This is a genomic window from Salinithrix halophila (assembly GCF_042650125.1).
In the GTDB taxonomy this organism is placed as follows: domain Bacteria; phylum Bacillota; class Bacilli; order Thermoactinomycetales; family DSM-45169; genus Salinithrix; species Salinithrix halophila.
In genome coordinates this window covers 276,532-288,775 of the sequence record NZ_JBHSAP010000009.1, presented here as the reverse complement: position 1 = coordinate 288,775, position 12,244 = coordinate 276,532, and the positions used below count along the sequence as shown (strand labels likewise).

Genomic DNA, 12,244 nt, shown 5'->3' with positions numbered 1-12,244 from the left:
AAAATACGTTGCAAATCCAGCTAAATGGACGACCGTATTCGGTTCCTGACCGAGTTCGGACCGTGGGAGAGTTACTTTCTGAACTAGGTGTGCAGGATTCCATCGTTATGGTGGAACAAAACGGTAAGATCCTGGAGCGGGAAGAACATCCAGCATCACCCCTGGAAGAGAACGACCAAGTGGAAATCGTACGATTTGTTGGAGGAGGATAAATATGCTAACGATCGGACCTTACCAGTTTCAATCCCGGCTGTTAATGGGGACGGGGAAGTTTTCCTCCCTGGAAATACAATCCCGGGCTGTTGAAGAGTCAGGTGCGGAAATCCTTACTTTTGCGCTTCGTCGGCTCAATCTGGATAACCCCCGTGAACCGCACTTTCTGGAGCGGCTGGATTTAAAAAGATACCGATTGCTGCCTAACACCGCCGGTGCCAAGACGGCGGAAGAGGCGGTTCGTATCGCCCGACTGGCGAGGGCGTCGGGAATGTGTGACATGATCAAGGTGGAGGTGATTGGAAACAGCCACACGCTGTTGCCGGATCCCATCGCGACTCTTGAGGCGACTCGGCAGCTGGTGGAAGAAGGATTTATCGTCCTCCCCTATATCGGGGACGATCCTATCCTCGCCAAACGGTTGGAAGAAGCGGGAGCCCATGCCGTCATGCCTGGAGCTTCTCCAATCGGCTCAGGGCAGGGAATCCTCAACCCGCTATATCTAACCTTTATTATCCGGGAAGCGAAAATCCCGGTGATTGTAGATGCGGGGATCGGGGCTCCATCCGATGCTGCTCTGGCCATGGAACTGGGAGCCGACGGTGTGTTGCTCAACAGCGCTGTCGCCCACGCCAAAAATCCTGTATCAATGGCCCGAGGGATGAGATTGGCGGTGGAGGCGGGCAGGCTCGCCCATCAGTCTGGCCGTATCCCGAAAAAAGAGGCAGCCTCCGCCAGTAGTCCGATGGAAGGCCTTCCTACGTGACAAAAACACGAAAGAGCGCCAAGAGAAGAAGATCCCTCGGTTTGTTGAACCGGGGATCTTTTTTGTTCACATTTTATAAGGGGTAGCTAATCGGGGACGTGCCGTCTGCCGTGGCGAGTGATTCCGCTCTGCCTGTTTTCGAGTTGCGGGGGTCGTCCGGTAACGAGAGATATTGAGGAGAATTCCCGCCGACACCATGCAGATTAATAACGAGGATCCTCCATAACTGATGAATGGAAGAGGGACACCGGTCACGGGTAGGATGGCAGTCACGACACCCAGGTTGAACAGGGCCTGAATCGAGAACATGGTGATAATACCCAGTCCGAGAAAGAGACCGAAAGAATCTGGAGCACGTACAGCGATGCGGATTCCACGGAAAATCAGGGCGATGAAAAGGAGGATCAGCATCGATCCCCCGATGAAACCCAGTTCTTCGGCTATGATAGCGAAGATGAAATCCGTCTGGGACATCGGGAGATAAGCTAGTTTTTGGATGCTGTTGCCTAATCCTTTTCCCGATAGACCACCGGGGCCGATGGCGAAAAGGGATTGGATCGTCTGAAAGCCTTTATCCGTTGGATCTTTCCAGGGATCTTGCACCACCAGCAACCGGTCGATGCGATAACTGGCGGAGAGCATGACTCCGACTAAAATTGGAAGGCCGGCGGAAAGGAGCAACAGGAGGTGTTTGATGCGTGCTCCGGCGATAAAAATAATGGACATGCATGAACCGAGCAGGATCACGGTACTGCTGAAGTGGGGTTCCAGTACAATCAGGAGGCAAAAGAGACCGATCACGACCAGAGGAGGGAGGAGCCCTCGCTTGAAGTCGTGGAGATAACTTTGTTTCTTTGTCATGATCGAAGCCGTATAGATGATTGCCCCCACTTTGGCCAACTCAGAGGGTTGAAAGCCGATAGGGCCAAGCTGCACCCAACGGTTAGATCCGTTAAGTTCCACCCCGATAAAGGGTACATATACCAACAGTAGGACGAACAGGCTGCTCAACAAAATGATACCCACATACTTTTGATACAGGGTATAGGGGATATTCGCCACCACAAAGAAGAACAGAAAGGCGATCAGGCTCCACATGAGTTGTCGTTTGAAGTAATAGTAACTATCGTTGTGATTAGTGAGGCCATCGTAATAGCTGGCGCTGAAAACCATGACCAGACCGAAACCCGTCAGCAGGAAGACGATCAGCATCAACCAGAAATCAGGTTTGCCGCGTACCATCATAATCTCCTTAATCGTGGTTTTTCAGAGGGGGTCCAGCTTGGAATTATATCACAGGTAGACCCCCCATCTTTAATTTTTCCGGTTCCAACCTCTCTTCCAGTTGCGGTATACTGGTTTTGTCTCTGTTTACCCGCAAAAACGTTTTGTCAGAAACGGGTGTTCATGCATGAAAATCAGCCGGATGCTTCGGCAGTTGGATTATCTGATGATCATTTTAATTTTGGTGTTGGCCCTTATCAGCATCGTTGCCATATCGGGGGCTACTTACTCCACCAATCCATCATTTTTGGAGAAGCAGATCTCCTGGTACATTACAGGTATTCTACTTCTTACAGCGACACTCCTCTTTGACTATCGTGTTTTAGCCCAAGGGCGGTTTGCCTACGTTCTCTACGGATTCGGGATTTTCCTTTTGTTACTGGTGATGATCCCTGGAATCGGCGTGACGGTGAAGGGAGCACAGCAGTGGATCCGCTTAGGAGGGTTCCAATTCCAGCCGTCGGAGTTCATGAAGCTTTTTCTTATCGTTTTGACTGCTAAATTGGTCAGTGAGATTCGGACGTTACCCATCTTTAACGGTCGACAGATCGGAAAGATCCTCGCCCTGTTCGCCGTTCCTATCCTCATCATCCTGCAACAGCCCGATCTGGGAACCGCTCTGGTCTTGGTCGGAATCCTAGGAAGCATCCTGCTGGCGGGAGGCCTCGACTGGCGGTATATTTTAACTGCGATCGTGTTAGTGGGGGTTCTGGTGGGGGGGATCCTAGGTCTCTATCTCTCCGATAGCCCGCTTCTTCACATCGTGTTGGAGGACCATCAGATCCAACGGATCAGCACCTTTCTCAATCCGGCTTCCGACCCCAGTGGTGCGGGTTACCAGCTGACCCAATCGATGATCGCTGTCGGTTCCGGCCAACTTTCGGGGAAAGGTTTCCATAACGGAACTCAGGCCCAGGGAAAATGGATTCCCGAGCCCCACAATGATTTCATATTTGCCGTTTATGCAGAGGAGTGGGGATTCATCGGAGGAGCTTTTCTGTTGTGCATTTTTATCTTTCTCGTCTACCGGATGATACGGGTGGCCATTCTTTGTGAGGACCGCTTTGGCTCCATGGTGATAGCTGGCGTTGTCGGAATGATCGTCTTCCAAGTGGCCCAAAATATCGGTATGACCGTGGGCATGTTGCCCATTACGGGATTGCCGCTGCCTTATATCAGTTACGGGGGGAGCTCCCTCTTGGTACAGATGGTAGCTGCTGGCCTTGTCCTCAACATTTCCATGAGGCGAGGTAACGATTTGTTGTTTACGGATTGATTGGAAGGGCTTAGCTCTGTGGTATAATACAATCGACTTCACTTGGAGGAGGTCCCACGTTGAAAGTTACCAGTGTACTCTTGAACATCAAGGAAGAGGATTTTGATCTTTATGAAGAAGAATTAACGGCCATGGGATGGAAAAAGGTGGGGAATCAGCCGGTTTTCCGCAAGGCATATGGGGAAACGGAAGTAGAAGTGAAAGAACATATCCCCACTTTCAGCGCAGAAGTTTACCTTACCGTCTCAGCCCGTAACAGCGAAGGAATCACCATTGAATCCATTCACGACATCCTCCGTGAGCTAAAGGAAGCCGACAAAACGCCGGATTAATTTGGCCCGTCTAGAACCCCTGCTACTGGTTTACCCTATAGGCAGGGGGTGTTAGAATGCCTGTGGTAAAGTGCAGCGTAGCCAACTGCCATTATTGGGGTGAAGGGAACAAATGTCAGGCGGATGCAATCATGGTGGACATCGATCAACACAGCGATGCTAAGTATCATGAAGAGATCGGGGGAGAGTTTGTCGACTCCAACCACCAGGATTACGCAGCGCGGATTTCCGCCGACACTTGCTGTCATACCTTCAAACCGAAAAAAGCCCACTAAGAATTCCTCCTGAAAAGACACCGGTCTAGGCCGGTGTCTTTTCAATATAAAAAACCCCTCCCATGGCGCGTCGGGAGGGGTTTTGAAACGCAGATTTCATCCGATGTCAGAGGGACGGGTCCTCTTTTTTTTCGGGTTGAAAATTAGTTTCAAGAGTGGAGGGGTGACCAGGGTAGTGGCGAGTACGATGATGACGGTGATTGTAAACAATTCCTTATCGATCAGGTTGCGGGTCAGGCCGATGGAAGCGACGATCAGTCCCACTTCCCCCCGTGCGATCATACCGGCTCCGATCCCGGCGGAGCTATTCCAGTTGAAGCCGGCCATTCTGGCTCCGAGACCCCCGCCGAAGATTTTGGTCAGAATGGCAACCAGGGTCAACACGACCAGGAACAAGATAATATCCGGTTTCAAACCGCTCACATCCGCGGTTACTCCAATGCTGACAAAGAAAATGGGAACGAAAAAGGAGAAAGAGACCACTTCCACTTTTTCGAAAAGTTCATGCCGGTAACGGGTGACACTGAGCATCAAGCCGGCGAAATAAGATCCGACGATTCCCGCCAAGCCGAAGAGCTCCGCAAAATAGGCGAAGGCCAGGGCTATGATGATACCAAAAGTTAGAAGTACCTCTGTTGTCATCAGATTGGATACCCAATTAAAAAAGCGGGGCAAAATCTTACGACCAATAAATACGGTCAAGATAAAGAATAGGATGATCTTAGCCAGGAGAATGACGATATCGATGACGCTCCCGCCACCGCCACCGGCGGTGAAGCCGATTACCACAGACAGGATGATGATGCCGAGAACATCATCCAGCACAGCGGCTCCGAGAATGGTAACCCCTTCTTTGCTCTGAAGCTTCCCCAGTTCCCGCAGGGTTTGAACTGAAATACTGACGCTGGTTGCGACCAGCAGGGTGCCGATGAAAATGGCAGTGGAATAGTCGTAACCGAAGACCAAACCAATGGCAAAACCAGCGATCAACGGGAAGATCACGCCTCCCACCGCGACGAGGGAGGAAGCGTAAGCCGTTTTTTTGAATTCATCCACGTCTGTCTCCAGACCCGCCAGGAACATAAGGAGAATAACCCCGACCTCCGCTAACTCCTTGATTAGCCCGGGATGCTGGGGATCGACGTGGATCCAGCCCAAGATGGCGGGACCGAGGACGATCCCGATCAGTAGTTCGCCAAAAACTGAAGGCTGACCAATTCGTTTACTCATGTGGCCGGCCAGTTTGACGGCGGCTAGAATAATTACGAGTTCCAAGAGAAAATGGTATTGTTTTAATTTGTCTATGTCTACAAATTGGTAGATCAGGTCCATCTCCTACCTCCTCTGAATCGTATATAGCCTTCCACCATTTTATCAGAGTGTTAGAAGGTGTTCACTGGATATTTGCTCTGTCGCCGCCGGTTATTTACAACTTCGTGTACTTGTAATAACCTACAAGAAAAGGGTTTCAAAAAGCCCGGTACGGAGGGATAAAAGTGGGTAAATCCAACACAGGGTTGTGGGTTGTCCTCTTACTCACGGGAGTGCTCATTGGAGGTCTTGTCATCAATTTTGTGACATCTTCATGAAACCGTATGCCGATAAATGGGCGGGAAGGAAAGTCTGGAGCTGGGATATGATATAATATACGTGGGAAGCCCTATAAAGAAGAGGTGTTGGGCACTGATGGTTCCATTCTGGCAATCTCTTCTCTTTACCGCCCTTTTGTCGTTAGTGATCCCTTTAGGGGAAGCGGTCCCTCCACAGCCGGGGGCCGTGAGACAATGCGAATTAGCTGCTTCTTCCCGACGCGGCCTTTTCGTTGCGCGTCCCACCTCTATTCGCCAGGCTAGGCGCTTTCTCAGTTATTTTCGGCAGATACGTCAACGGTCTGACGCTATACAGTATCGGCAAAGAAGGATTTGGACTATACCACGCCAGTTTCAGGGCGATACATTCTAGGAGCCAAACCGATCAACCATAAAATGCAATTTTACCATAAAAAGGAGAAATGAGCGATGAACATCCATATATTGATGCTGATCCTCGTCCTGGTGGCTTTCGTTTTGACGATTTGGGCACAGTTCCGGGTCAAGGGCAGTTTTAAAAAATGGGCCAAAGTTGAGGCATCCGCAGGGATGACCGGACAGGAAGTTGCCCGCCGCATTTTGGATCGAAATGGTCTCCGTGACGTTCCGGTTGAGCCGGTCCGGGGTATGTTGACGGATCATTATGATCCGATCTCACGCACGGTTCGTTTGTCGGAGCCGGTTTATAACAGCAATTCCATTTCCGCTGTCTCCGTCGCCGCTCACGAGTGCGGGCACGCGATCCAGCACAAGGAAGCCTATGGGGCCCTGGTGCTTCGTCACCGCATGTTCCCCGTCGCCAATATCGCGTCAGGGGTTGCCCCCTGGCTCCTTCTGGCAGGTCTGTTCCTACAAATGACCGGGTTATTTCTTATCGGGATCGTTCTCTATGCAGCCGCCGTCGCTTTTCAAGTGGTGACCCTGCCGGTAGAATTTAACGCTAGTAGCCGTGCCAAGAACATTATGATCAAAGAGGGTTTCATCCGTAATATTGAAGAGCGGGGTGTGAACAAGGTTCTCGGTGCCGCTGCTTTGACCTATGTCGCATCCACGCTGTATGCCGTACTGGAATTGATTCGGTTTATCCTCCTGTTCCTCTCCAGTGATGAATGAGGAGAAAGGGCCGATATATCAGGGGAAGTATAAAGAGAGCCGTTTTTGATACGGCTCTTTTTTTGGTACATATTTTTTTCGGGGGGTCAGATACTAACCGTAATCTTAACCATACACAAGGAGGTACCATGATGCGACTGCGTATCCAATGGCTAGTTTTCTTGATGGCCTTGACCCTCGCATTCACATCCGTTGGCTGTGCCATGCAGCGGAAGCCGGAAAGTCAACCGAGGGAACAGCAGCAAGGAGTCAGAGACGACATTGATCGGCAACCGGTGCGATACAATCGGACACGAGCCGGTCAAACAATGGAGGCGGCTGACAATGTGGCCGATTCCATCGCGAAACTAAAAGAGATCGATAGTGCGACGGTTATGGTAACCGACAACACTGCCTATGTAGGTGTGGTTTTCGAAAAGAACTACCAAGGCGGTTTGACGACTCATGTCAAGAACAAGGTAGCGAAGCGAGCGAAACGTGTGGATGACAGCTTGAAACGCGTATACGTCTCGGCCAACCCCGGTTTTGTTGATTCTCTGAATGACTATGCTCGAAAAGCCAGAGAAGGTAGACCTCTCGGCGGATTGGTGGACGAATTCATGGATCTCGTCCAGCGCACTTTCCCCCAAGGAAGGTAAGGTTTTATTCAACGAAAAGGTTTCAAGTGGCTGGCTCCTTTACTTGTCAGCAGTCTCAAGACCCGACAGGGTCTTTTTCTTTTGGTTGGGAATCCCCTTCGTGTTGTTTCCTGCCTTTTCGGGGGTATGGTACAATAGATTCTGAAAAACCCCCACATGGGGGAAAGCGGATAGCCAGAAGAGCAGAATGATCAGTGAGGGTTGTCTGATCATTCGAATTTCTGCAACAAGCCGGGATCCCCTAGTTAGAGATTGTTCAGATACACTCTCAGTCGGGCTTTCCCGATGTGTTGAATGGTTGTTGATTTCATCGATTTCCAGTAAACGGGAGGAGTGTATAGATGCAACGTTTGACACCACGAGATATTTTTAACAAAGATTTCAAAACCTCTCTCCGGGGCTATGATGTCGATGAAGTTAATGAGTTTCTTGATGTAGTAATCAAAAACTTCGAAGCCCTGCTGGAAGAGAACGTTGACCTAAAGGAACAGCTTAAAAAAGAGCGAAAGAGCAAAACAGGACGATCTGCCCCGCAGCCGCTAGCGGGTGAGCGGACCCAGGAGATCCATGATATCATGCGCCGCCTGGAGCGACTGGAACAGCATATCCTGCGCCGTTAGCAACAGAAGAACGAAAAGCGCATACTTGGGAAGGAATCCGGTTTATCCTGGTTGAGGTTTCGATTGCCAACGAAGGTGGGGAGTTGAAAACGGCGGGGGGAGCCAGATGAAAACCTGGGAAAAGATCTTGGTCGAGGCATCAGCAGCTTGGGAAAAAGAGACGAAGGAAGAGGGCGCACGGGTCGGGTGTGCCCTTTTTTGCATCCGTACGGGCCGGCAGGCGGAATTGGACGCGGGGAAGCTTTTTCTTCCTGCCTCCAATAACAAATTGTGGACGAGTATTGCAGCCCTGGAATGCCTGGGTAAGAACTACTGCTGGACTACCCGTTTTACCGTCCATGACAGAGCTTTGTGTATTCACGGAGGGGGAGATCCTGGCTTCGGTTGGGAAGAAGCTTTAATTGTGGCGCGTCACTTGAAGAAAAAAGGGATGACCCAACTTCCCCCTGTCCTCTTTCTTGATAACAGCTGGCTGACAGGTCGCCCTTGGGGAACCGGTTGGGCTTGGGATGATCTTGCTCAGGGCTATGGGGCTAGAGTGGAAAGCTTGATTATGGAAGGGAACCGAATCATATTTCGGGCTGCCCCAGAGGGGGAAGCGTCCCGTTTATCCTGGTATCCGGAACTCCCATCTGTGCAAGTGATTCCACACCTATCTTGGACAAAAGCCCGTTACTCCGACGTAACGGTTGAACGGGAAGGGAATACCCACCGCTTTCGTCTCCAAGGAAGGCTATCCCGCCGGGAGCCCGAAGTTTCAGGAGCTGTTTGGTGCGGAGCCCGTTTTTTCGCTGAGGTGTTCGTCGAAACCTGTCGACATGCCGGAATTCTTATTCCAGACCGCTGGGAGGTACGAGAGGGAGTGCCGGAATCCGGGACGAGGATAACTGTAGAATATGCTTCCCGGCCCCTTTCTAAGGTATTGCATCGTGTCAACCGGGACAGCGATAACCTAACAGCGGAGATCCTCCTACGTACCCTTGGCTTGGAAGGTAAGGGCGTAGACCATGAAACCGCGGGCTTGGAAGTGGTGAGGGAGACACTAGGGAAGTGGAAACTTACCGGCCCGGCAGTCTATACCGACGGATCCGGCCTCTCTGGCTATAATCTTTCTTCCCCCCGGGCTCTAGCGGAATTGTTGCGCACTTTCCTCCGTCGAGAGGATTTTCCCATTTTTCTCGACAGCCTCTCCCTTTACGGCGTTCATGGCACCCTGGCTGACAGGGTAGAGGAATTTCCGGCAGGGACTACTGTAGCGGCAAAAACAGGAAGTCTGGCGGGCGTGAAGACGTTGACCGGCTACTTACTCCGAAGCGGTTTACCCCGCTACGGTTTTTCCCTCATGGTGAACGGTCTCTTGGAAGAGGAGAACGGTGAGCGGCTTCAGGATATGTTTTTAGCACGACTGGCCTCTTTCCGGTAAGCCTATTCCAGAGGTTCCGTGCCGTCATAGCGGGCCCCCCCGCAAAATTCCGACCGGTAAGGTTCATCGGCAAGATTGTTGAGTCGGACAGGGTTGCCGGTGTTAGGAGAGTGGATGAACCGGTTATCACCGATAGCCATCCCGACATGATGGATAGCTCCCCGGCCCGCCTCATGGGCAAAAAAGACCAGATCCCCGGGCAGAAGCTCCTCCGTTGAAGAAATCTTCTGGCCGAAGCGGAACTGATCTCCGGCATCCCGAGGGATTGACACGCCGTTGGCTTCAAAAACCCGATGGACGAAACCGGAGCAATCAAATCCGAAAGACGACATTCCCGCCCACAAATAGGCAAGGCCCAGGAAGCGCCGTGCCGTTTCCACCCTGGCGGTGGGTGCCGTCACAGGGGGTCGGTGGGTGACAGTGATATCGCAAACCGGGATTCGTCCCTTCTCTCCCTGAGGGGTAAGAACGATCACCTCTCCGTCTTTTTCATCCATTTTGGGAAGGCGTGTCATAAAGCTGACAGTGAGAGTTTCGCCTTTTTTTAGGGTCAGATGGCTCCTGTACGCCGTGACGAAGATGAAGGGGCCTTCCTCCTGAGCGCGATGGTATTCGGCGGTAAAACCCAGATGAGCGGCAGGGACCCAACCGGGATACCCTCGGCTGTCCTTGTGTGTAAATTGGCGGGGAAGACAGACCCGGACCCAACCCTCTCGCTCTTCAAGAACCAGAGCGGGTTCCCCATAGAGGAGCTGGGATTCAAGTCGGCCATAGAGTCCTTTTCGTCTGTCGAGGTCCATCCTTCCCAGCCAGTCATGAAAACCTTCGGGGTTACCCAGTGAGGGGAGGTCCACCTCTCGGACCTTTTCGGGAGCAGTCCATAAATTGGCGACGGGAACACAGGCATAACGGATCGTCATCATTGCCTCCTTCATGATGAGTTGTGGGTCGTTCCATGTTTTCGGGAGGGAAGAGGACATCTCCTCTTTTCTCCTGATTTTATTTAAAGGGAGGAGTTTTGAGTGGAGATATCGAAAAAAATTGAATGAAATTTCTGGCATGTGTTAAATGCTAGGGGGTATTGGCAAATGCGAAAAACATGGACGGCTGTCGTGTCGATTCTGTTTCTGGTGAGTACTTTTGCTGTCGGTTGCGGTGGAGGTAAAGACGCCGGTATAGAGGAGAAAAGGCGGCAGTTGAAACTGAACCTGGCGGCCGGTGAACCGACCTCACTCGATCCCGCCAAAGCTTTTGACGGGAACTCGATGGAAGTGGTGAACAACCTTTATGAAGGATTGACACGGTTGGACAAGGATTCTAAACCTCAGCCAGCCGTTGCTGAAAAGATCGAAAAATCAGCAGACGGGAAAACTTACACCTTTACACTCAGAGATGAGGCCAAATGGTCCAACGGCGAAGAAGTGACCGCCCAGGATTTTGCGTTCGCCTGGAAACGGGTGATGGATCCAAAAACGGCTTCGAATGCCTCCTTTCTGATGAACGTCATCAAAAATGCGGAAAAATACAATGCTGGGAAGGCCAGTGCCGAAGAGGTAGGGATTCATGTCAGGGATGATAAGACCCTGATTGTGGAACTGGAGCAACCAACCCCATACTTTGAAGAGCTAACGGCCTACACTCCATTTGTTCCGGTTTATAAAAAAGGGGTGAAAGGGAAGAAATATCCCTTTAGTGAAGCAAAGGATTTTGTCACCAACGGCCCCTTCAAAATGAAATCATGGAAACATGAAGATAACATTACCGCAGTGAAAAACGATTATTATCGTAAAGCTGAAGATGTGAAGCTAGCCGGGATCGAATGGTCCATGGTGCAGGAGGGAACCACCGCCTACCAGCAATTTAAAATGGGGGAGTTTCATTACCTCGACAATACCTCGATTCCGCCTGATCTACAAAGTAAGATAATCGGAAAAGGGGAGGCAAAGGTGTCGGAGGCAGGGGGACTGGATTTCTACCGGTTCAATGTTAAAGAAAAGCCTTTTACCAATGCGAAGATTCGGCGTGCGTTCGCTTTGGCGATTGACCGTAGGGCAATTGTCGATCAGGTGGTGCAAGGGAAACAACAACCGGCCTACGCCTATGTCGCTCCCGGGACCATAACGGAATCGGGTGATTTCCGAGAAGGCGGAAATCAACTGATCCCAGAAAATAATCTGGAGGAAGCGAAAGAACTTTTAAAAGAAGGAATGAAAGAGGAAGGATTGGATAAGCTGCCCCAGATAGAAATCTTGTATAACAAGGGTGATAAAAACAAAAAAGTGGCCGAGGCCATTCAGGAAATGTGGCGGAAAAACCTTCATGCTGACGTTTCCCTGAAAGCCCAGGAAATCAAAGTGTTCATGGAAAATCGTTCAAACGGGAATTTCATCGTCGCCCGTTCCAGCTTTTTGCCGGATTACAACGATCCCTACAATTACTTGGAGAGTTTTCAAACCGGGCATCCCATGAATCAGACCGGATGGAGTGATAAGGAATACGATACGCTTCTCAAAAGTGCCTACAAGGAGGTCGATGAAAGCAAACGTATGCAGACTCTGCACCGAGCGGAGGAAGTTCTGATGGAGCAGATGCCGATTTGTCCGCTATACTTCTATAGCGACATCACCATGCAGAAGCCTGAAGTAAAAAACATTCTTAATCACCCTGTCGGTCCCAATGACTATCGCTACACAACGATTAAGGGCTAAAAAGGCT

At 50.8% G+C, this 12,244-nt stretch carries 14 protein-coding genes; 10 read left to right on the top strand and 4 right to left on the bottom strand.

All coding sequences use genetic code 11. The features are described 5' to 3' along the window. Positions 1–8: 8 nt before the first annotated feature. Both thiS and ACFOUO_RS07680 read left to right on the top strand, forming a co-directional pair. Positions 9–212: a sulfur carrier protein ThiS gene (thiS, locus tag ACFOUO_RS07685; protein ID WP_380703873.1), complete on the top strand. Its 204-nt coding sequence runs from the start codon at positions 9–11 to the stop codon at positions 210–212. Positions 213–214: 2 nt separating this feature from the next. Further along, on the top strand, positions 215–979 hold the full coding sequence (locus tag ACFOUO_RS07680; RefSeq protein ID WP_380703871.1) for a thiazole synthase: 765 nt from the start codon (positions 215–217) through the stop codon (positions 977–979). A gap of 66 nt (positions 980–1,045) precedes the next feature. On the opposite strand, the gene ftsW is transcribed toward ACFOUO_RS07680, so the two are convergent. Then, on the bottom strand, positions 1,046–2,221 hold the full coding sequence (gene ftsW, locus ACFOUO_RS07675; RefSeq protein ID WP_380703869.1) for a putative lipid II flippase FtsW: 1,176 nt from the start codon (positions 2,219–2,221) through the stop codon (positions 1,046–1,048). Positions 2,222–2,390: 169 nt separating this feature from the next. Here ftsW and rodA point away from each other — a divergent pair, with 169 nt between their 5' ends. From rodA to ACFOUO_RS07660, 3 genes are read left to right on the top strand one after another with little or no spacing between them, the layout of a single operon-like run. Continuing rightward, positions 2,391–3,539 carry a rod shape-determining protein RodA gene (rodA, locus tag ACFOUO_RS07670; RefSeq protein WP_380703867.1) on the top strand — a complete coding sequence of 383 codons (1,149 nt, stop codon included), beginning with the start codon at positions 2,391–2,393 and terminating at the stop codon, positions 3,537–3,539. A gap of 59 nt (positions 3,540–3,598) precedes the next feature. Further along, positions 3,599–3,871: a hypothetical protein gene (locus ACFOUO_RS07665; protein WP_380703865.1), complete on the top strand. Its 273-nt coding sequence runs from the start codon at positions 3,599–3,601 to the stop codon at positions 3,869–3,871. A 56-nt stretch (positions 3,872–3,927) separates the two neighbouring features. Further along, positions 3,928–4,146, top strand: coding sequence for a DUF1540 domain-containing protein (locus tag ACFOUO_RS07660; protein ID WP_380703863.1), 219 nt, complete (start codon positions 3,928–3,930; stop codon positions 4,144–4,146). Between the two features lie 96 nt (positions 4,147–4,242). Here ACFOUO_RS07660 and ACFOUO_RS07655 read toward each other — a convergent pair whose 3' ends face one another. Beyond that, positions 4,243–5,478, bottom strand: a complete 1,236-nt coding sequence (locus tag ACFOUO_RS07655; RefSeq protein ID WP_380703861.1) for a cation:proton antiporter — start codon at positions 5,476–5,478, stop codon at positions 4,243–4,245. Between the two features lie 686 nt (positions 5,479–6,164). On the opposite strand from ACFOUO_RS07655, the gene ACFOUO_RS07650 reads away from it, so the two are divergent. Both ACFOUO_RS07650 and ACFOUO_RS07645 read left to right on the top strand, forming a co-directional pair. Then, a complete protein-coding gene (locus ACFOUO_RS07650) occupies positions 6,165–6,848 on the top strand; it encodes a zinc metallopeptidase (protein WP_380703858.1) in 684 nt (227 codons plus the stop codon). Positions 6,849–6,979: 131 nt separating this feature from the next. After that, positions 6,980–7,486, top strand: coding sequence for a YhcN/YlaJ family sporulation lipoprotein (locus ACFOUO_RS07645; protein ID WP_380703856.1), 507 nt, complete (start codon positions 6,980–6,982; stop codon positions 7,484–7,486). Positions 7,487–7,525: 39 nt separating this feature from the next. Here the strand turns inward: ACFOUO_RS07645 and ACFOUO_RS07640 are convergent, their stop codons facing one another. Continuing rightward, the gene (locus tag ACFOUO_RS07640; RefSeq protein WP_380703854.1) at positions 7,526–7,699 is read right to left on the bottom strand and encodes a hypothetical protein; all 174 of its coding nucleotides are present in this window, start codon (positions 7,697–7,699) and stop codon (positions 7,526–7,528) included. A 128-nt stretch (positions 7,700–7,827) separates the two neighbouring features. On the opposite strand from ACFOUO_RS07640, the gene ACFOUO_RS07635 reads away from it, so the two are divergent. After that, the gene (locus ACFOUO_RS07635) at positions 7,828–8,106 is read left to right on the top strand and encodes a DivIVA domain-containing protein (protein WP_380703852.1); all 279 of its coding nucleotides are present in this window, start codon (positions 7,828–7,830) and stop codon (positions 8,104–8,106) included. A gap of 106 nt (positions 8,107–8,212) precedes the next feature. Then, the gene (gene dacB / locus ACFOUO_RS07630) at positions 8,213–9,529 is read left to right on the top strand and encodes a D-alanyl-D-alanine carboxypeptidase/D-alanyl-D-alanine endopeptidase (protein WP_380703849.1); all 1,317 of its coding nucleotides are present in this window, start codon (positions 8,213–8,215) and stop codon (positions 9,527–9,529) included. A 2-nt stretch (positions 9,530–9,531) separates the two neighbouring features. On the opposite strand, the gene ACFOUO_RS07625 is transcribed toward dacB, so the two are convergent. Next, the gene (locus tag ACFOUO_RS07625; RefSeq protein ID WP_380703847.1) at positions 9,532–10,449 is read right to left on the bottom strand and encodes a C40 family peptidase; all 918 of its coding nucleotides are present in this window, start codon (positions 10,447–10,449) and stop codon (positions 9,532–9,534) included. A 168-nt stretch (positions 10,450–10,617) separates the two neighbouring features. Between ACFOUO_RS07625 and ACFOUO_RS07620 the strand changes: the two genes are divergently transcribed. Next, entirely contained in the window at positions 10,618–12,237 is a 1,620-nt protein-coding gene (locus ACFOUO_RS07620) for a peptide ABC transporter substrate-binding protein (protein WP_380703845.1), read from the top strand. The last annotated feature ends 7 nt before the right edge of the window (positions 12,238–12,244 follow it).